The sequence below is a fragment of the Sutcliffiella horikoshii genome (assembly GCF_008180725.1).
GTDB lineage: Bacteria > Bacillota > Bacilli > Bacillales > Bacillaceae_I > Sutcliffiella_A > Sutcliffiella_A horikoshii_B.
The window spans coordinates 514,542-537,046 of sequence record NZ_VTEV01000002.1 but is presented as its reverse complement, the minus strand read 5'-3'; the positions used below and the strand labels follow the sequence as shown (position 1 = coordinate 537,046).

Here is a 22,505-nt window from a genome sequence, read left to right as displayed (position 1 = left end):
TTACTTCAATATGTTAGATTCAATTTCGCTTCTCGTACCTTCCGAAATTGCTCCTGTTCCGCCCAAATAATGAATAGAAGGAACGTAATGGATGTTTTCATTGATATAATCAGATACAACATCAGGCAATGTATCTTTCTTTGTTAATAGAAGTGGTGCATCCATTTTGGCAGCAAGTACAGATCCAGGAAGAGCATCAATAAATTGTTCTCCGCGAGCAAAGAAAAGGTTACGCGGATCTAAATTGTACTCATTTACAATGGCTACACTTGTCGCGTAGCGGTCTGGCCCGCTGACACGTTTCACTTCTCCAACAAGGTTAGACAATTCCGCCTCTACTTCAGTGGAAACGGCATTCCCACCACCAATGATGGTTGCCTTTTTCACATTGTTATCTTTTAGATACTTCTCCACACTCTCCGGTAATTCATCTACCTTAGTGAAAAGAATCGGAATTTGATTTAAAGCAGCATGAGACGCAACCGATAATGCATCCGGGGAGGTAGAACTTCCTGAAGTAAGGATAACTTCTCCTTCAGCATCTATATTCGTCGCTACTTCCACAGAAGTGTCATAGCGGTCACTGCCTTTGATTCGTGTAACTTGAGTTGCATATTGGCTCAACTCTGACACTGTTTTATCAGAAATAGCAGATTGTCCACCTAATACAAAGATTTGGTGAATAGTTTGTGTTGATAACAATTCTTTAACAGAGCTTGGTAACTCGTCTGTTTTTACCAACAATAATGGTGCATCATACTTTTTTGCCAACACACTTCCAGTCAGTGCATCAACCGGATTGTCTCCACGACCGATAACCACTGTTTGGAAGCCTTGATCCCATCCGTATTTTGCAATGGCTGTACTAGTTTCATAGCGGTCTGAACCTCTTAAACTGTTATTGATGTGATCAGAGATATAGTTAGAGAAAGTGGATCCCTCATAATAGAATTCTAGAATATCTGTATATGATTTCCCTTGGTCCGCCATAGCTTTTGCACCATACTGACTCATCCCTACACCATGGCCCCAACCTTTACCTTTGATGTCATAGACTCCATCTTTTAGGCTGATGGAAGTGACAAAGTGACTCTTGAAATCATTGATTCCAAATATCCCACGCATAGCTGCAATCGGGCTATTCACCTGTTCAAAAGTGTGAACCTTAAGGCGTGTTATCTCCTCGTTATCCACATTTGTTGTTTCCATGACAAAGCTTCCATCTTTATTTTGAACAAAATATTCAATAGTATAACTGCCGTGAGTTCTTCTTTGTCCAGGTGTGGTAGAGTTGGAAACTGCCACATCGTTGATTCCAACTATTTTAATGTTAGCTTCTTTCAACGCAGGGGTATTGTTCTTTATGTGATTTTTCACATTGTTGATTACTTTTGCTTCATCTGTGCTTGCAAACTTAAGTGGATTTTGCACGCCAATTTCCTGTGTTGTTCCCCACCATTCCTGTGGTACTTCTAGGTCTAGGCTTTCTACTTCGATTTGTTGGGATCTTAACATAAGGTTCCAATCAAAAGCTGGATCGTAAGGATCTGCCTTTGCCTTTAAATAATCCAACTGGGAGCCACCAGGCCATGCTCCTTTATTTGCCTCAATATATCCACCATTATTCGAACTGAATACAGCATCAATCAGACTGCCCTTATATGTAAGAACCTGACCTTTTGTAGCGTTTACTGCCTTGTTTGTGTTGGCATACTTGGATTCATCCCACCAAATGTAACCGTCATAACGCTGTGATCCAACATCATCCGTGATTATATAATGGACTCTTTTTAACGCATAAGTCCTTGCCGCAACTGCTTGAGCCTTTAATGCTTCAATATGCCAGCTAGGGTAGATTTCGCTTGGCAACACGCCTTTTAGGTAATCTTCCATCGGCAATTTGTTGACAGGAACTAGATAATTATTTTCAATCGTAAACCGAATGCTTCCTAAATAAGGACGTTTATTTAGACGAATGTAATTGCTTTTTCCGTACTTAACCGGTTTAATTTCAAAGGTTTGATTAAAGCTCTTGATTTTTTTGCTATTTTCATAGAGTTCAATCACACTGCCGTTCAATTTCACTTCATAATTTCTATCTTGCTTAAGCTCAAAATCACTGCCTGCCAATTGATAGGTCCCGTTGAAGTTGAAAGGAATTGTCTTTCTTTCTTTCAGGTGATACTTTAATTTCACAGAAACCTCATTTGGTATGGAAGCTCCAGACGAAGCCTCTACTTGTGTGAGGCTCGGCAGGAAAACAAGGCATGCCACAAGCAATGAAACAATCCACTTTTTCATTTTTCTTCCCCCATTGTGTTTCTTTTCTTATTTTTTTACAACTTCAAGCTCCGATTTCCCGGAATAACCATATTCTCCAGTCACTTCGTATGTTTCTTTTACTAATCCATAACCAGGAGCATAATAACGAGTATAGATGGTATCAGCATCCTCTACTTCATCTGTCACTTTCTTAATGACATACACATCTTCAAATGAACCATATACTACATCCAACTTGACGCCGCTTTCTACTAATTCCCATTGTGCAGATGTTTCTGAAAGCAAGACTTCCGGATTTTCGTTCGGTGTAAACGAATCTAACAGGTTAACAGATGCGTCATCTACTGATACCTCTTCATAAACGAGAGCCACTTGAGTTGGTGTCCATTTATAGATTTGAATAGACTGATTCCCTCCAACCATCATTGCAAGCTGCACATATTCATCATTGGCAGCAATGACCTTCTCTGTAACAACAATGTCTTCGCCGTCAGTGAACTTCTTTTCCCAGCCAACGCTTGGTTGATATACCTTAAAACCAGGGTCTGAAGGTGTTTCACTTTCATCCGTTTCATCGGTTGAAGAATCCTCTTCAGGTTTTTCTTCTACTGTTGTTTCCTCGTCTTCATTAGTATCGGCAGAACCGGTATCTTCTGAAGTAGATTCTTGTGTTTCTGAGTTCATTTCATTATTTGTTACAATTTCTTTTTCTTCTGTTTTAGAGCAAGCTGAGATTACTAACAATAAGCAGGTTAAAACAATTACTAGATAAGACTTTTGCAAAACAATCACCTTTCAAAAGAAGCTCGATAAGAATAGGTCTTATCGAGTCTTCTGTTTGTTATTTTAGTTTTGTAGTAATCGTAGAAATTTGTGTATCATTGATCGCACTTGTTCCTCCGATAATTTCTACTTTATTTACTTTCACGTCATTTGTATAAGCCATCAGGAAGGACTCGACATTATTGTTTCTGCTATTCCCTACAAGTACTAGTGGAGCACCATTATGAATGGCTAAAGGCGCTGAAACTAATGCATCAGGGAAGTTTTGGCCTGTTGATACAAGAACCGTTTCACCTTGAAGATCGCTCGAGAAATTCCACAATAGTTGTGCCAGTGTTTCGTATCTATTAGCTCCAGATAATCTAGTGATTTTACTTGCATTCGTAATGGAATCTTCTACTTTCGTTGACACCGCTGCTGTTCCTCCGACTATGACAACTTCTTTTCCTGTCATATAAGGGATCGCATGATGCGAAATCCAGCTTTGCTCAGTCAATAGAATTCCCCAGCCTTTTTTCGCAGCAATCGGTGCCGCTGCAAGAGCATCTGCAAATCCTTGCCCGGAAGCTAAGAATACGCCACTTACATCTCCCAGTTCGGCTAGGATGGCTCTATTCGTTTCATATCGGTCTTTACCTGAGATTCTTTCTACTTCCAAGCCACTATTACGAAGAGTGATTTCCGCTTGTTCCGGAACCGCACCATGTCCTCCGATGATTACCACCTTATTTGCTCTTAGACGAGTGATTTCTGCGAGTACTTCTTCGTTCAATTTTGTGTCTCTGGAAAGTAAGATTGGTGCATTGCCATATTTTGAAGCTAGTGGTCCAGCAGATAGGGCATCTGCAAATGTCTTACCTGTTGCTAAAATCACCGTTTTTTCTTCCTTAACTTCATCAAAACCATTTGGATAGATTTTTTTAGATGTCTCGATAGCAGTTAAGTATCTATCTGTACCAGAAAGTCTCTCTACATCCACTACCCGATTTACTGGGACTCCGCTAATATTTGTCCAAGCGACTTCATTTGTACCAATTACGGTAATTTTAGAATTAGTACTTGCTTTAGCCGTATTTAGGGCATAGTCATAATCAAGATACTTTCCTACAAGCTTATCCTGACTGTACACTTCATACTTTGGCGTAATATAATCCGACCAAACGATGAACCCTGTCTTTTCCTGAACAACTCTCGTATTTTTGCGGTTCTTGGCAAAATTGATGGCATCTTGTTCTGTAAAGAACTCTTGCAATAAACCATTCAATTTATCGTAAACTTTGAATTTATCACTTGTGAAGATGGTTTGTTGCTTATCCTTATCCCATACTTCCACAAATTTTGTTTGTTTTTTTGCATAGTTCAGTGCATCTTCTTTTTTATCAAAAATTGAGAGTTTATTACGATCTTTATCATACACTTCATAGATTTTGAAGTAATTAATGACCGCTGTTGCCAAACCTTGAGCAGCATTTTGCTGGAATTGAGAGGTTTTGATCAACTTCTCTTCTTCCTTATTCGTCATGAAGCCCAACTCCACAAGAACAGATGGCATTTGCGCATTTCTAATAACAAAAAATGCTTGATCGTTGTGAAGACCCCTGTCAATGTATTTATTATCAACTTGTCTAATTTTACTTAGTGTTGAATTATGTACCAACGTAGCATATCTTCCACTTTCTGCCGCTAATCCTACTTGGATTGGGTCTGGTGGATACTGTTTTTCTGACTCACTCATTGCACTGTAATCATAGTAAAAGGTCTCAAATCCTTTTGGCACTTGAGAAGTCGCATGTGCGTTATGGTGAATCGAAAGAAACAAACTTTCATCATTGTTACCTTTAACAAAATTATTTGCCACTACCATTCTTTGAATCAAATCTTCCTTTGAAGTTGCAGCAAAATCTTTATTGTTGGATTCACGTGTCATAAAAACCTTAATATCTGTGTTCTTCAGCAATTCTTTTAAACGGATTGCTACATCTAAGTTAGCATGTTTCTCGCAATAGCCGGTTTGATTACCTGAGAACCCACAAGTACCGGAAAATTTCCCTCCATGACCGGGATCAATAACTAGTACCTTTTCTGCAAAAGAAACGATAGGTGCCATAAAAAATAAGAACACTAGCAAACTACAAATCTTAAAATAATTCACAATTAACACTTAACCTCCCAAGAATGAAAAAATTATCGAATCTTGCTATATTATACCATCGTAAATTACAGAATTGTGTCGTTTTTTACATTTTTTATAATTACATCTCATAATAATTAATAAGAATATTGCAATAAATAAGGGTTTAACCTAACAACTCCTCGCGAAAAATAAATCAAAAGCACTAGAAATATTGATCCGGTTTTATATCAAGAACAAAACCGCTAACGCGACCTAAAACCACGTCTCAACTTAATCTCATGAGACGTTTTCTCGCTTTTCGCATAGCTTTGAAAAATAGGCCTTGGCCGGCTCTCATATTTGACTATTTCAATAAAATCCCTTGTCACTGAGGTCTTCATACCGGCGATGAGGACCTCTCTTCTCCTAATTTCTTGTCACTGAGGTCTTCATATCGGCGATGAGGACCTCTCTCCTCCTAATTTCTCGTCACCGAGGTCTTCATATCGGCGATGAGGACCTCTCTCCTCCTAATTTCTCGTCACCGAGGTCTTCATATCGGCGATGAGGACCTCTCTCCTCCTAATTTCTCGTCACTGAGGTCTTCATATCGGCGATGAGGACCTCTCTCCTCCTGGTTTCTCGTCACTGAGGTCTTCATATCGGCGATGAGGACCTCTCTTCTCCTAATTTCTCGTCACTGAGGTCTTCATAACGGCGATGAAGACCTCTCTTCTCCTAATTTCTCGTCACTGAGGTCTTCATAACGGCGATGAGGACCTCTCTCCTCCTAATTTCTCGTCACTGAGGTCTTCATAACGGCGATGAAGACCTCTCTTCTCCTAATTTCTCGTCACTGAGGTCTTCATAACGGCGATCAAGACCTCTCTCCTCCTAATTTCTCGTCACCGAGGTCTTCATATCGGCGATGAGGACCTCTCTCCTCCTAATTTCTCGTCACCGAGGTCTTCATATCGGCGATCAAGAATTTCCTAAACACCGAAAAAAGCCGCCAGAGGTTCCCCTCCAGCGGCTTCATTACAACCAAACTATTACTTTACGATTTTTGTAAGGTGCTCAAACACTGTAGCAGAAACAGCATTTTCTCCACCAATTACAGTCAAAGTATCTACTCCCTCAGAAGTTAAGAATCCTTCAACATGCTCAGAAACGCTAGTACCAACTAATAAAATACCAGTATGGCCATTAGCAGCAAGTGCTGCACCAGCTAGAGCATCTGCAAACTGCTTTCCAGTCGCAACATAGTAATGGTTTGCATCTAAATCAAAATGCTTCGCAACATTTACAGCAGTTTCGTAACGATCTTTTCCACCAATTCTCTTAGGATTTGGAAGGGATTTCAATACGTTATCAGAAACAGCCGCTGTACCACCGACAACAATAGCTTGTTTAGGGCTAAGTGCGATTAGTGCTGCATTTGTTTGTTTAGGTAATTCTTCTTGGTTCGTTAATAGGATCGGCATGCCGTTTTGTGCTGCATAAGAAGCAACAGATAAAGCATCAGGGAAGTTCTTGCCATTAACAACTACTACTCCGTTCGCTCCATTTGGTGCAACCTCTGTAGCAATCGCCCCAGCAGTAGACCATCTGTCAGAACCGGATAGACGCTTCACTTCAAGACCATGTGCTTTGAAAGTATCTTCCACATCTTTGCTTACAGCGGCAGTTCCACCAAGGATGTAAACTTTCTTCGCTCCTAATCTCTCAATCTCAGCTTTCGTAGCATCTGGTAGAGATCCAGTTTTTGTTAATAATAGTGGTGCATTGTATTTATGAGCCAACGGTACACCAGCAAGTGCATCCGCATAATTGTCTCCACGTGCAATTACCACTACATCAGACTGCTCCCAGCCTTCTTTACTTAATTCTACTGCAGTTGCATAACGATCTGCTCCTCTTAGGCGATCTACACGCTCTGCAACTTCATTACGGTAAACAGTTACTTCTTGAGTTACTGTGTTTCCACCTAGGTCTGTTAAAGTGAAAACAAAGTGGTTGTTACCTGGTTTTAAGCTTAAAGTAGTTTCATATTCCACGCTAGCAGGCTCCATGATTTTCACAGGGCTTGTGAAAGGCTGTTCAAATTCATGGTTGTCATCAACGTGTAGAGAAACATAGTTGAAGTTGTCTTCTAATAGAGTAAGAGCTGTTACTTCCTCTACATCCATATCAACAAACTTCGGTACATCTACAGTTAATGTTGGCACTGTTGTGTCAACGAAAACCTTTCTGGAGATTCCAAATTCATTACCAGCGCCGTCTAAAGCCGTGATAAGAACATCGTAATATCCATCTTCTTCATATGTTACTGTCGTTTCGAATTTGTAGCGGTCTTCTCCCTCTTCATTTACTAGAGTAGTAGCTACTTCATTGCCATTTACCATTACTTTTTCCACACGTACGTCATCTGTTACATAACCAGACACCGGAACTTCATTTGTTCCATATGCTCCAAATGGTTCTGGATCATTCATGAATATTACAGGCTCTGTACCATCACCAAAAGTGTACGTATCGAAACCGATATTCATCACTTTGTCTACTGCAAGTACTTCAATGTCATTAATATCAGATGTAGGTAACGTTACGCTTGTAGCATCAGCCGCAAGTTCCATCGCTTCACCATTGACGTAAACAAGAATTAAGTCAATGCCTACACCTGTATCAGCAGCAGTCCATTCAAGTTCCCCAGTCTCTTCATCAAAAGATGTGATTTCCACTGCTGGAGCAGTAGTATCAACTACAACTGGGATCTTTTTGGATTGCCATTTATCTGTTCCATCAACTAGAGCGTTGATTTCATAATAGTATTTACCGTCAGCAACTACATTGCCTTTAACCGTTCCATCCCATGCGCGATCAGCATTCAAGGAATAGTATGAACCGGTTCCAGCATTATAATAAGTCTTTCTTACGTAGTTGGAAGATAAGATTGTACGAACTTTCTTCCCATTTTCGTCAAGTACATTGTATTGTACTTCTTTTGCATTACGAAGGTATGCATTAATGAAGTTAATGCTATCGTTCCAAGTATCTCCATTCGGGCTGATACCATAATATAGGCTTCCATCTTCATTTTCTAAATGGTTAATGAAGCGAGTAGCTTCATCTACAGCGTCAGAAGGGAATCCAGCTTCATAGTATTTGTCTTCTTCCAATACCTTGAAACCATCCATTACAGAAGGAGCGCTCCAATCACCATAGAACCCTAAGAATGGAACAGAAAGATCCGCTTCATATTTATGAGAAAGTGTAACAAAACCTTCTACAAAAATATTTTCCATAAGGTCCATAGTTGTAGGTGTGCCATCCGCTTTAAAACCAGGAACTTTTGCATTAGCAAAGTCAATGGATACAGTGAATTCTTTCGTTTCACCAGCTGCCAGTGTAAGCTCTTTAGGAGCTGTCACTTTTGCACCTTTTAAAGCACCAGTAGTCAATGCATTTAGAGTCGGTCCATTCTCTTGCTCTAAGAAAGAGTCTGTTAGAACAGAAGTATCAACTTTGTATGAAACTTCGTAATCTGCAATATTAGTAGCAGAAAGAGTGAAACTTACTTTTGTGGAATCAAATGCTTTTAATTCTACTTTCCCTTCACCGCTATTCTTTTCCACCACATATGCAGGAGTATCGACTGCTGCAAAAAGTTGCATCATTCCTGCACCTTGACGGCGAGGAGAATAGTCATTACCATACAAATCTTTGATGCTGTCAGCCGTGTTCATCATCAGAGTTTTGGCCATTCTCGTGCGATCTTCCGCAGTAAGGTCAGCGAATCTCTCATCTGATTTCAAATATTGTTGAACAAGTGCTGCACCGCCTGCCACGTGTGGAGCTGCCATGGAAGTACCACTTTTTACTCCATACTTGTCATCGTTCAGCGTAGAGTAGATGTTTCCACCCGGTGCTGTAATTTCCGGCTTTAACTCTAAGCTTGGAGTAGTTCCCCAAGATGTAAACTCAGTCATTCTTCCCATTTCCGGGCTTTCTTTTTGATTCAATTGTTCAACGTTTCCGTCAGTATTACCATTTTTCAGTACTTCTACGATAGCTTGACCGTCCTCATAGCTAATCTTCATGAACGGAATAGCCCATCCACCTTGGTCTTCATAGAAAATTCCATTTGGATTGTTGTTGTAAACAACAATTCCCGCTGCTCCAGCTGCTGCAGCATTTTGTGTTTTATCGAAGAAAGATAATGCACCACGTGATACTACTGCAACTTTCCCCTCAACGTCTACACCTTGGTAATCGGCCGGAGTACCAAAACCATTGATGTGTACCAATTCTACTTCAGGAAGTTCTTCCCAGCTATCAATACCGTACCCGACTCCTTCAAAGTCTGTTCCATCAATAGTTAGAGAATGTTGGTATAAATAAGCTGTGTTTCCGGAGGCAGCCACTTGTATCGTATCTTTGTTAAGACCTGGTGCTCCAACTACTCCAATGTCAGGGTTTCGGAAGAATGGGTTGTCCCATCCGCGTCCAATATGACCAGAGTTACCAGCGGATACAGAAGAAACGATTCCGTTTTCAACTGCACGAGTAATCGCTACATCCTCAGCGCTATTTGCTTCATAGAAAGAAGCAGTAGAACCTAAGCTCATGTTTAAAACGTCTGCGCCTAGTTTAATAGAGTCATCAATTGCAGCAAGATAAATATCTGACCAAGTAGAAGGATATAAAGGATCATTTGAGAATACTTTCATCCCTAATACTTGTGCTTCAGGTGCTACACCCATGATTTCTCCATTTGCAACTACTGTACCTGCAACGTGCATTCCGTGCTCAGATGGAGCAGGTCCTACATCTTTGATTTCGTAGTTTTGGTCATAGTAGTTATAGCCATATGGTACTTTTTCTGTATAGAATTTCCCTTTAAGGCCTTCAGAACCGACTAAACCATCTACTAGTTCTTCCGTTAAGTATTCTTCCGTGTCATCACTTAACACGAAATCTTTGTGAGAAGGATCAACTCCGGAGTCAATTACGGAGACAACCATGCCCTCACCTTTAAAATGAGCATCAGCCCAAACCTGCATGGATTGAATATAATCATGACTAGTTGTCATATTTGGTTCGAATTCTGGGCGGTTATACTCATTTGCTAAGTATACGTTCGCAACCCCATTTATTGCTTCAATTTTCTTAATGTCACCAAACAGCACTTCACCACTGAAACCGTTAAAGGCTGTAGTAAATTGATGCTTGTATTCCATTGATAAGCCTTTAGAAGAAATAGCAGATTTTACAGTAGCCTGCTGCTTTTCGACTGCATCTACCAATGATTTTTTAGTAGATTCTTCAAGGTCTTTATAAAGAACATTTTGCTTTGTTGCATATTGAATTGGCGCTTCTCCATCCAACTCAACAATTACACGGACTTTATCCGTTGCTGAAAATGAAGCCTTCGCTGCTTCAGCAGCTTCTTCAAATACTTGTCTTTCATCAAGCATTTCTCTTACTTCTTTTAGATCAATCCCATTAGTTGTTTTCGTTACCGATGTAGCACCAACTGCGAATTGCAAGTTAGAGAACACTAGTAAGAAAGCTACGAAACCTAGAAAGTACTTACGAAGTTGCACTAACAAAAACCTCCCCCAAAATATTGTTGAAAAATGAAAAGATACGTAAAAAGATAGTCCTCCTTTCTTCCTACATAAGATTTCAAATTACACTATAATTTTACAGAGGGTTTACTTTTTAGTCAATTGTTTATCTTTTAAATATTTAGAATATTATTTGTTGCATAGAAAAAGGAGCCTCTAATTAAAGAATGGCTCCTTCTTAAAACTATTTTACTATATTGGCATTCACTGAATTTGTCCCGCCATAGATATAATATTGCTCTACCTTTGCCTCTTTTAAATAATCGGTAAGTTCATTTACCATCGTGCTTCCATTAACCAACACTATCGGCATGTTGTTCTTGGATGCAAAGTGGCTTCCGCTCAGTGCGTCTGGGAATACTTTTCCGCTTGAGATCCCTACAGACGTACTTTCCGGATAAAATTTCTTGGCAACTTCCACTGAAGTCAAGTATCTATTTGGCCCAGATACTCGTACCACGTCCTTGGCACCAGCAGCTTTCAATTTTTTCACTGCATCTTCAGGGACAGCCGACTTTCCACCTACTACTGTTACCTTTTTTACTTTATTTTGTTTTACAAAATCCTCTAGCTCTTTAGTTAAAGTAGTTTTAGAGGTATTTAATAAAACAGGTGTCACACTGTCAGATGCATATGGAGCAATACTTAATGCATCCGCGAAATCCAAACCTGATACTACAATAATTTCCTCTGGATTCTTCTTCACTTTTTTTGCTATTTCAATAGAAGTTTTTGTTCTGTTTTCACCAGAGATTCTATCTACTTTGAAGTGGTTTTCAAAGCTTTTTTCCACATTGGAAGAAATTGCATTATTCCCTCCAAGGATAATTACCTTGCCATCTTTCTTCAATAGACGTTTCGCTTCACTTATTGTATTTTGTAGAACTTTGTCGCTATCGCTGACTAACAAGGTAGTTCCATTCATAACTTGATTTAATACAACCCCTGCCAATGCATCCGGATAATTTTTTCCGTTTGCAAGGAAAACGACATCCAAGGAGTGATCTGGAATTCTATTAGAAAATGCCAGAGTTGTATCATATCTATCAGGACCGGAAATTCTTTCTTTGTGCCCTTCTCCCGGAACCATTTGTGTTTTCACGCTCAAGTGATAAGGCTTTAGACTAGGATTTCCATCTGAACTTGACACAGCCAGGTAATATGGCCCAGACTCTTGACCTGTCGTCATCAGAATTTCTGCATCACCTTGTCCATAGATGCTTGATTCTGTTACTAAAGCACCCTTTTTGTCATATAGCTTCATGCTTCCATCAATGTCAGAAGGCACATTAAATTCAATATGGAAGTTGCTATTTTTCCAAGAAGGGATCTCATACCAATCAGTATCCTGGCCATTTGCAACATAGTTAAGGTAACCTGTTGACTCCCATTCGAATTCCCCGATTTGCTGTAACGCGATAGGGTTGGAAGGAATGTTATTTTTCACAGTAGAATTTTTATCTTCATCCACGCTGTCCATAGGACCTGCTGTTAATTGGTACATAGCAGTAGGTACTTTATTCATTTCCCACATAAAGTTCATCATGACGATGAAATAACCTGCATCTGCTTTACGAGTGAAGGACCCGTGTTCTCCTTCATAATCCCAACCGCGATCTAAAATTCTGATTGTACCAAACTCTGCTTCATCCAAAAATTGATCTCCATTTGTGTCTTCCACAATATAGACCATTGGATCAATTGCAGTAGGTTTATAATCTGTTGGCAAGTCTTTTGAAGCTGATTTTTTATCTACATCCACATAGAATGCATAAAGTTCTTCTTGCTCTCCAGGTTCCAGATAGAACATATCCAGGTCATTGGTAATGTCAAAGCTACCTGTTTTTACGTCTCCATCTAGGATTGTTGCCATGTCTTCGGTATCGTTATATTCATTCACATCATTCGAACCTTCAGATATCAACTTTGAGCTTACTTTGTACGGTTCAAATGTCGCACGCATTTGCTCATTGTATACAGCAAGGATATACTTATTTCCACCCTTCAGTCCTGATTGAATGTAATCTTCAAGTCCTGTCATCCCGAAATTGAACTGGACAGCTGACCAGCCCCACATCTCATTATATTCTAACAGTTCCATGAATGGAGACATTTCCTCAGAACCCTCTACTTCAAAATGATAGATTCCGTCTTCAGATACTTCAAACTTGTAAAGATCAATATCATCACCATACTGGATGTGTTCTTCTTCCGTGGAACCAATTTCGTACGGTCTCGCCATTTCCCATAACAAATCTGTTTCTTCATACTCCTCATAATCGTCATCTTCAAGGACAGGAATCAGTTCATCAGACTTTTTAGCAAGACGTTTTTGCGCGTACTCTTTTACTGTCATTTTTTCTTCTATGACTTCTTCTTCGGATCCATATAAACTATATGGAAAACCGTCCACATCTTCAGGCAATACCTTTCCTTCTAGCGAGAATTCGTAAGGAATATGCGAAGAGAAGCTTCCTGTTCCTTCAAACCACATCCCAAAGAACTCATCAAAATACTCCGGCATGCTCGTTACTTCGACTCGATACTTGAGCCCAGGCATTGCTTCAAAGATCAGTTGCTCTTCTTGACTTGGACCTTTGAAATTGCTGTAATCCATCATGTACCATTCATCATACTCTTCTTCATACACATAAACATTTAAGCTCGTATCAACACCAGGTACACCTTTTACATGCGCCTTTACTGTTTGCAGCTCTTCTACTTCAAATTCATAATAATCCTGGTCCCCGAACTCACCAGCTAAATAATGTTCTCCGTTTGACGCGTAAGGAAGGTTTGGCACAAGAACAGGGTTTTCCATGGAGTTGCCATCTTCTTTTAACTCTTGTGATTTATCCAAAGTTAATGTGTAGCTTGTCTTATTTTTAGCATCAGCATTATCATTTGCATCTTGAACTCCAATGACAAGTGTCCCATCCATAAATACCTCATATAGATGTCCTTCCGCTTGTCCTATGTCTGCATAATTGACGGTAAAGCTGTCCATGGCGCTGTCTTCCCCGGCAGGATAGAATCTGTATACCAATTCATAATCTGCTTTTTCGGGCACTTCTATCAGGCTTTGAACAAACTCTCCTTCTTTTACATCCATTTTATAAAAATGTTGCTGATACGGTTGAGTGATAGAGCCTGTTTCAGAAGCTTTACCTTGCTTAAAGCCCACCTTTTTTGCCGCTCCCAATATTTCATATTCAGAAACGTTGGCATAGTCAGGAATCATGTCTGTGTTAGCATTTAACGCTGCCACTGGGTTTACAAGTCCATGTCCGTACTTTAGATCATATCCCTTATCTCCCAGGTCTCCCGCTGTGGATTTTAATAAGTATTCCACTTCATAAGGTGTAAGATCAGGATTTTTTGCCAGTAACAGAGAAGCAATGCCTGCTACTACTGGGGATGCCATGGACGTCCCGCTTAACTCCATGAATGTTGATTTACCTGTATAAGCCGAATTGTAAATGTTTTCTCCCGGTGCCACTACATCCACAGAAGCACCAAAAGATGAGAAGTATGCCAACTCCTTGTTTGCATCTGTTGCACCTACACTGATTACCCCTTTATAAGATGCTGGATACTCCTTTTCACTTGATGCAGAGTTACCTGCAGCAGCAACTACCGTTACATTAGAAGCTATGGCATAATTGACGGCCTCTTCAATAATTTGCGAAGGATAATAACTGCCAAGACTCATGTTAATAACTTGCGCTCCGTTATCAACTGCATAAATAATACCTTCTGCAACAGAAAAATCGAACGCTCCCATATCACCATTAAATACATCAATTGCCAACAGTTCCGCAGAAGGGTTGATTCCAATACCACCAACACCATTACCCTTTTCAGCAGCGATGATTCCTGCCACATGCGTTCCATGTAAATCTGGGACCGGCTGCCTCATCGGATCCACGATATTCACAGAATCTACTACTCTATCTTTTAATTCAGGATGATTCCGATCAAGTCCAGAATCAATCACTGCCACTTTTACACTATTTTCTCCAACCAGCCCTTGAGCTTTTAACACCTCTAACTGCTCAATGTGATACATATCCATTACCTTCGGATCTGCAGTACCAAGTTTACGGTACATGACGCTTGGCGTAACGGACGATACTTTCTTCATCTTTTCATATGCCTGTAATGTTTGAGGAAGGTTTGATTTGGCATTCACTTTCACCACATCATAACCAAGCTTTGGAAAACTTTTCACAAGAGTCGAACCCGCGTTTCTGTGCTCTTGTGGTGAGAGCTTCTCTTTGTATTTAACAATATACGTCGTTTCACTTACAGAGGCTTGCTCTTTTTGTTTTTGGAATGAACTTTTCCCTGCATTTTCGTCAGCAAATCTCTTAAACTGATTAATCATACTGGAATAGTCCTTTTCAACAGATCTTTCCCCACCCGTGTAAGCCATCGCTTGTAACGGCGAACTAGCCACCACCGCTGTTATAGCAAGTGGAATAACAGCTTTACTCATTTTCCCCCAATGCTTCATACCTTTTCCTCTCTTCCATCACTAAAATAAAAGCATAGAAAACTAGTTATATTTAGAACTATTACTAAATACTAGAATATTATAGCAGATATTTGAAAATACAGGTGATGGTTTTTAAGTAAAAATATTTATTATTTGTCCTCTAATCTGTTTGACAGTTTAACTGTCAGGTTCTACCTCTATTTGAAGACCTTCTACATTTCCCAAGGTCACTTCTACCTCCGACGTATAATGTTCTACCTTTACACACTTCTGCTGCCTTTTACGGAACAGAACAAAATCGATAACGCGACCTAAAACCACGTCCAAACTTAATCTCTTGAGACGTTTCTCGCTTTTCGCTTAGCTTTGAAATATAGGCCTTGGCCAGCTCTCATCTTTGACTATTTTAATAAAATCCCTTTTCTTTAAGGGCTTCATAATGGCGATGAGGACCTCTCTTCTAATGATTTTTCATCACTGAGGTCTTCATAACGTCAATGAGGACCTCTCTTCTCCTAATTTCTCGTTACTGAGGTCTTCATAACGGCAATGAGGACCTCTCTCCTCCTGATTTCTCGTCACTGAGGTCTTTATAACGGCGATGAGGACCTCTCTCCTCCTTATTTCTCGTCACTGAGGTCTTCATAACGAGTCAAGTCCATATTAATGTATAAAAAAAGTTACAACGAGATCTAAGGATTAATCTCCTATGACGACGGCTCCTCTACTTTTACACCCTCACAGGGCATCATACACTACCTATGACGACCGCTCCTCTGCTTTTTCACCCTCACCGGTCGTCATACACTACCTATGACGACCGCTCCTCTGCTTTTTCACCCTCACCGGTCGTCATACACCTCCTATGACGACCGCTCCTCTGCTTTTTCACCTTCACCGGTCGTCATACACCTCCTATGACGACCGCTCCTCTGCTTTTTCACCCTCACCTGTCGTCATACACCTCCTATGACGACCGCTCCTCTGCTTTTTCACCTTAACCGGTCGTCATACACCTCCTATGACGACCGCTCCTCTGCTTTTTCACCCTCACCGGTCGTCATACACCTCATATCGGCGATGAGGACCTCTCTCCTCCTGATTTCTCGTCACTGAGGTCTTCATAACGGCAATGAGGACCTCTCTCCTCCTGATTTCTCGTCACTGAGGTCTTCATAACGGCAATGAGGACCTCTCTCCTCCTGATTTTTCGTCACTGAGGTCTTCATAACGGCGATGAGGACCTCTCTTCTCCTAATTTCTCGTCACTGAGGTCTTCATAACGGCAATGAGGACCTCTCTCCTCCTAATTACTCGTCACTGAGGTCTTCATAACGGCGATCAAGAATTATTCTGAAGACTATTCACAATTCGATTATTTTATAGTTTCCTAAACATAAAAAAGAACGCGACCTCTGTCACGTTCTCCTCACTAAACCTAAACCCTTACATACTTCTTATTAGCATGCATGACCACCGCAATGATGGACCAGAACAGTACAAAAAAGCCACTATACACGAAATGTGGGTAGGCTACTATCCCTGACAAGTACTCAAACAAAAATGAAGCTAGAGATCCTTCTCTCCCAAATAGATTAATAACAATCCTACCGAATAACAAGAACACTAGCATCTTTCCAAAATAGATCAAAAAGCTATTCCGTCCGAAAGCTTCGAGGTACCATAACGGTATTCCGGTTACCTTTCCCTGTTTCCTCTCTCTAGCATCAATGAAATAAAAGAGAGTTCCCAACAGCAACAAGGTCAATCCACTTGCGAGTAAAGCAAATGAAGGAGTCCACAACCGTTTATTAAACTCTATAAAATAATCAAAAATAAATGCGAGAGATAATAGGCCAATTGCCACACCGAATATCCTAGTTAGAATCTGCTTTCTACTATTTAACACCAGCCCCACCGCAAAACCAAATGCTACATTAGACAGGGCACTAAAAATAGATAAAATTCCCTCAGGGTCAAACCCCTTCTCTCCTTGTGCGTACATGTGGTTTTCACCGAATACAATTACATCTATTACGCCTGAAGGATTGCAGTCGCGTTGAGGAACTCCCCCTTCACAACTTCCACTTGAAAACACGAGAACTGCCAGATAGAGAGTGGCTATCAGCAACCCTAAAGCCAACATACTCTTCCAGCCTTTTGCCAAATAAGACAAAATGACTACACCAAGACCAGTTAGGGCAAACAATTGCAGTACCCCTGTAAACCTTAACGTATCCAAATTAAAGCTCCAGGAAGCTATCAAGTTAAAAAGTAGTCCATAAAGAACCAATAAGAAAGTCCTCCTAAGTTGATCCTTCCACTTTACGCCTTTCCGGTAAACAATAGCCAAGCCAATTCCGTACACTGTCAAAAAAGCCGGAAAGACAAGGTCTGTTATCGTCAAACCGTACCAATATGCATGACGGAGATAGTCATATCCCCCTCCTCCAGGCAAGGCACTGACAAATACCGCTACGAGGACGACAATTCCTCTTGTAATATCTATCGATCTATATCTTTTTTTCACACTAGAATTATTGGCTTCCATATTTGTTCCTACACTTTCATAGATAAAGTTTGATAAAATGATTGTAGCATACTTATTGAAGAGGAAAGGAACACAGATGAAAAAATTAATACTTCTATTAACTATAATATTGGCAGGCTGTTCTGCTACCAAATACGATCAGGTTGACGTATTCTATTCCCCTCATCCTGATGATGAAGTCCTTAGCTTGGGACCAGCTATCATTCATGCACTATCTTCAAGTAAAGAAGTCCATATAGTATTATTGTCTGAAGGCAAAGCAAGCAAAGGGATTAATACCGTAAATGAACGGTTGGAAGCAGAAGGCCACCCTTCCATCTCAACGGAAGAGTTTGGGGAAGCAAGAGTGGAAGAGTTTAAAAGGGCAGTTGAAGCTCTAGGAGTTGCAGCATCTAATGTGACGATCCTTGACCTACCAGACGGAAAATTAAACAAAGAAGCGGTAAGGGAAATCATTGTCCAAAAAGATACAATGTATGATAAAGTCATATATCATGTTATGAGTGACAAAGACCCTCACTCAGATCATTCCGTGACAGGCCAGGCACTTCAAAACTTGATTGATGAAAAAATAGTACAAAACGGGAAATACTATTTTCCTGTGCAAGAGCATGAAAACTTTCCATTTGATAATAAAGTACAGTTGTTAAACCAGCATCAACAGGTACGCATGATTGAAGCATTGGAATCCTATGAAAAATGGGACCCTTCTTCTGGCAACTATTCCATCGGTAAAATATCTGTACCCGAATACTTTATTACCGCCAGAAACAACATGGAAAGCCGCTACCATTACAAATGATCAGGTGAATGAAATCAACAGTACTATATACTTTCATATCTATAAAAAAACAGGATGGAAACAAATTGTTTCCATCCTGTTTTTTATTAATGATAACGTTTAGCCCCTAAGTATCTCGGGTAAAAGTAACTATTAGACATTTCATCAATTGTCACACCGATATTAGATCCAGCTGATTTAGCATGAATAAATTTATTATCCCCAATATAAATGCCTGCATGAGAAGCACCATTGTAGCTTGGATCTGTTTTGAAGAACACAATGTCCCCAACCTCTAGTTTACTTACAGATTTCCCACCAGCATATAAGTCACGCGTGGTTCGCGGCGTACTAATACCGTGTTTTTCAAACACAAACTTTATAAAGCCGCTGCAATCAAATCCAGATGGAGTAGTGCCACCATATTGATAAGGCGTGCCTATATATTGTTTTGCAGTATTCACAAGAGCCTCTGTATTAAATCCAAGTGTATTCTCAACATTTGTTGATACAGCACTGGTTCCGCCAATAATAGAGGCAGCTGATGAGCTTACAGAGTTTAAAACTGTTTGAACAGGTGAAGGAACAGCGTCCTTCTGAACCAGTACCAGGGATGAATTTTTCTTTGCAGCTAAGACAGAACCTGTCAGCGCATCCGCATAACTTTGACCTGTTGCCACATATACATTTTCCCCAAACTTAACGTTTAGACCACTGACTACCTTAGACACAGTATCATAACGATCTTTTCCGGAATATCTTTTTGCGTTTGGAACATCCTTCATTATTTTATCAGAGATGACGCCAGTCCCACCAACAACGATTGTGTTTTTATATTTAGAAAGTACCTGTTTGGTTTCAGCAGGCAAAGAATCTGTCTTCGTTAACAAAATAGGATAGCCGTTTCTGGCCGCATGCGCAGCAATCGCCAAACTGTCGGGGAAGTTTTTCCCATAAACTAGTACTGCAGTATCCGTCTGTCCAGCAAGTCTCTCTGCAATTTTAACAGAGGTCGTATATCTGTCAGATCCGCTGATTCTTTCTATTTTTGTAATACCGGCATTTTTTAACTGAGCTTCCACATTAGCAGTCACTACACTTGTTCCGCCAAGAATAATGGCATGCTTCGCTTTTAATCTAGTTATTTCATTTTTCGTTTCACTAGGCAGAGAACTATTTTGCGTTAATAAGATCGGTGCATTAAGCGAAAAGGCAAGCGGTGTACCAGTCAGTGCATCAGGAAATTGATTCCCGGCTGCAATGATAACTGTATTAGAGCTTGTCCACCCTTTCTTTGAAACCGCTACAGCAGTTTCATATCTATTTTCCCCATTAATTCTATCGACATTAAAACTGTTTGCATAATTGACAGAAGGCAAAGTAACAAGAACGACCATACCAAGAACAAGAGCAACTATGTATCGTTTCCACGCTGAAGTCTTCATTTTTTCCCCCTAAATCTACATATTATTACATAATTTACTCATTCATTATAACACTAGTAAAATAGTCCGAATATTAAAATTAAGTAACAAAAAAACGCTATAATGTAATATTATAGACGTTTTTTCATTAAGACTATTTAACTAGATTGATAACTGTATCCGTACGCACAGCGGATGTACCACCTAGTACGGAAATTTGAGAAAAGTCTCTTGCACGAGCCAATTTCAAAGTTTCCTCCGGTAAGTACGTTGGATTTACTAGTAGTAATGGCGCATTGCGTTTTGCAGCCAAAACAGATCCTGTCAGTGCATCAGGGAAATCTGTTCCACTTACAGCCAATCCTTCACTTGATGAAAAGCTAAACTGTGTGCCAATTTTATAGGCTGTTTCGTACCTTGTTGCACCTGAGATTCTGGACGCTTTCGGCATTGCACCTAATAGATTTTGATTTACAACTGCCGTTCCGCCTACAACAATGGTCTTACTAGCTGAGTTAAGAATGGTTTTTGTTGGACCTGGAATATAGTTCTTTTCCGTCAACAAAATAGGAATGCCGTTTCTTGCTGCATATGGGGCAATAGCAAGGGCATCAGGGAAGCCGTACCCATTTACCACCACAGCAGTGGAAAAGCTTGTCCCCATTTCGTTTGCAATCAACTTAGCCGTTTCAAAACGGTTCGCTCCTGCAATACGTTTTACCTCTATCCCCATATTGCGGACACTTGTGGAAACTGTATCTGTAATAGCCCCTGTTCCACCAAGAATGACAACATTTTTTGCACCAAGACGCACCAATTCATCTTTTGTTTCTTCTGTTAGTTCATTTTTCTTTGTAAGTAGGATAGGTGCATTCAGCTTATAGGCAAGCGGAGTTCCCGCTAATGCATCAGGAAAATTATCCCCGCGCGCAAGCACTACTGTGTTCGCCTTATCCCATCCTGTTTTAGAAATACTAACAGCTGTCGCATAACGGTTAGGTCCTGAAATCCGAACGTTATCCAGGTAAGTAGACGCGATATAATACGTTTCCTTTGAACTCATATCTTTCACAGGGTACCAAACAAAATGATTATTGCTGTTGTTTCCAGCTTGATACGGTCCGACAATCTGCAGTGTTTCACCTGCCGTAGTCAATCTTATCTCTGCACCCTCTGGCGACTTTCTTAACCTTACGCCGCTCTCAGTTGCTTTAACAAGGTCGTTGTTTGCAAAAAAGTGCTTAGAAGTGGTGAAAGGTCCACTTACATAATAGTGATCTTTTCTGAAAAGAAGAGATCCTGCTTCGTTGTAGTAAATATCATTTCTTAGTTGTGATTCAGGAAACTTTGTGACAGTCAGTTGTGCCATACGCTCGATATGACGATAAATGACATCCTGATAAGTATTACTTGGATAAAATTGCGGATCATTTCTCCGAGAAATCCCATTATAAGCCATAACCGCAAAATACCAATCCTCTATAACATTCATGTCATTTCCGTTTATTTTAGGAATACGTCCCCAACTGCTGTAGTTCCACTTTTCCTTTAGAATTCTCAAACCTTCTTGAATGTTATAACGAATATCTTCTTTTAACCTAAGTTCACGATCCGCAGTCATGTTGGATTCGGTAATCTGCATGATACCGATACCACCGTCAAAAGAAACCACCGCATCTCCTTTTTTCCAAAGGCCACTTGGATCATCTGATGTACGGAATTGTCTCCAAGAACTTTCTTGCCATGCGATTGCTTTTACAAGCTCAGGAGGAACACCCGCTATAATTGCTTCCTGCGTTAACATGATATTTAATTCCGCATTCGTAGGATTTTCTCCTCCAATACGATTATCTCCCGTAGATTGGAATGAAAAGCTTTCCGTAACCGTTTCATTAGCAACTGTCTGCTTTTCACCCTTCTTCGCTAAGGTTAGTGAACCATTATCAGCCTGCGTATATGTATCTTTTAGTAGAGTAACATTATCTACAAGACTTTCATTCGCATCTACATAAGTTACTATGAATCTGTCAGAATCAACACTAACAGCACCCATCTTATAATCTTCTGATATGTACACTTGTTTCAGAACACCATCGGCCAATTGTAATACAGTGAATTGCATAAAGCCGCCAGTACCCTGCTTTTTATTCTCCAGCAATACATACTCTTTATTGTTAACATTCCAAGTGAATATTGTGGTAAATTCAGCAAGACCTATTTCTAACTCTTTCAGAAGTTCCCCTTCATAATAAACACTTGCAGTAGAAGTCTCTCCATTGGAAACCGATACTTCATAATCCCCTAAAGACACTGTAGCATTCCCACTTGAATGAACAGAATGCTCCTCCGCATTCCATCCTGCATGAGCTTTGTCTACAGCCAGTACCAGCAAAAATAGCAAACACAACTTTACGGCAATAATACTTTTTTGCACGAAAGATT

General features: G+C 40.2%; 10 protein-coding genes. 1 reads left to right on the top strand and 9 read right to left on the bottom strand.

The window, feature by feature from the left end; all coding sequences use genetic code 11:
- The 7 genes from FZC76_RS06430 to FZC76_RS06405 all read right to left on the bottom strand — a co-directional run bounded on the left by FZC76_RS06430 (nucleotide 1) and on the right by FZC76_RS06405 (nucleotide 17,858).
- Nucleotides 1–2,301 (bottom strand): SpoIID/LytB domain-containing protein, encoded by a 2,301-nt coding sequence (locus FZC76_RS06430; RefSeq protein ID WP_148987421.1) that lies wholly within the window; start codon nucleotides 2,299–2,301, stop codon nucleotides 1–3.
- Between the two features lie 27 nt (nucleotides 2,302–2,328).
- A complete protein-coding gene (locus tag FZC76_RS06425; RefSeq protein ID WP_148987420.1) occupies nucleotides 2,329–3,066 on the bottom strand; it encodes a hypothetical protein in 738 nt (245 codons plus the stop codon).
- Between the two features lie 58 nt (nucleotides 3,067–3,124).
- On the bottom strand, nucleotides 3,125–5,218 hold the full coding sequence (locus tag FZC76_RS06420; protein ID WP_187441973.1) for a cell wall-binding repeat-containing protein: 2,094 nt from the start codon (nucleotides 5,216–5,218) through the stop codon (nucleotides 3,125–3,127).
- Between the two features lie 1,013 nt (nucleotides 5,219–6,231).
- The gene (locus FZC76_RS06415; protein WP_148987418.1) at nucleotides 6,232–10,785 is read right to left on the bottom strand and encodes a cell wall-binding repeat-containing protein; all 4,554 of its coding nucleotides are present in this window, start codon (nucleotides 10,783–10,785) and stop codon (nucleotides 6,232–6,234) included.
- Nucleotides 10,786–10,993: 208 nt separating this feature from the next.
- Nucleotides 10,994–15,325: a S8 family serine peptidase gene (locus tag FZC76_RS06410; protein WP_148987417.1), complete on the bottom strand. Its 4,332-nt coding sequence runs from the start codon at nucleotides 15,323–15,325 to the stop codon at nucleotides 10,994–10,996.
- 159 nt (nucleotides 15,326–15,484) lie between these two features.
- The gene (locus tag FZC76_RS22915; protein WP_187441972.1) at nucleotides 15,485–15,634 is read right to left on the bottom strand and encodes a hypothetical protein; all 150 of its coding nucleotides are present in this window, start codon (nucleotides 15,632–15,634) and stop codon (nucleotides 15,485–15,487) included.
- A 1,111-nt stretch (nucleotides 15,635–16,745) separates the two neighbouring features.
- A complete protein-coding gene (locus FZC76_RS06405) occupies nucleotides 16,746–17,858 on the bottom strand; it encodes a heparan-alpha-glucosaminide N-acetyltransferase domain-containing protein (protein WP_148987416.1) in 1,113 nt (370 codons plus the stop codon).
- A gap of 76 nt (nucleotides 17,859–17,934) precedes the next feature.
- Here FZC76_RS06405 and FZC76_RS06400 point away from each other — a divergent pair, with 76 nt between their 5' ends.
- A complete protein-coding gene (locus FZC76_RS06400; protein WP_187441971.1) occupies nucleotides 17,935–18,660 on the top strand; it encodes a PIG-L deacetylase family protein in 726 nt (241 codons plus the stop codon).
- A gap of 86 nt (nucleotides 18,661–18,746) precedes the next feature.
- Here the strand turns inward: FZC76_RS06400 and FZC76_RS06395 are convergent, their stop codons facing one another.
- Together FZC76_RS06395 and FZC76_RS06390 are read right to left on the bottom strand one after the other, a co-directional pair.
- Nucleotides 18,747–20,084: a cell wall-binding repeat-containing protein gene (locus FZC76_RS06395; RefSeq protein ID WP_148987414.1), complete on the bottom strand. Its 1,338-nt coding sequence runs from the start codon at nucleotides 20,082–20,084 to the stop codon at nucleotides 18,747–18,749.
- Between the two features lie 133 nt (nucleotides 20,085–20,217).
- Nucleotides 20,218–22,497, bottom strand: a complete 2,280-nt coding sequence (locus FZC76_RS06390; RefSeq protein ID WP_148987413.1) for a cell wall-binding repeat-containing protein — start codon at nucleotides 22,495–22,497, stop codon at nucleotides 20,218–20,220.
- Nucleotides 22,498–22,505 lie beyond the last annotated feature (8 nt).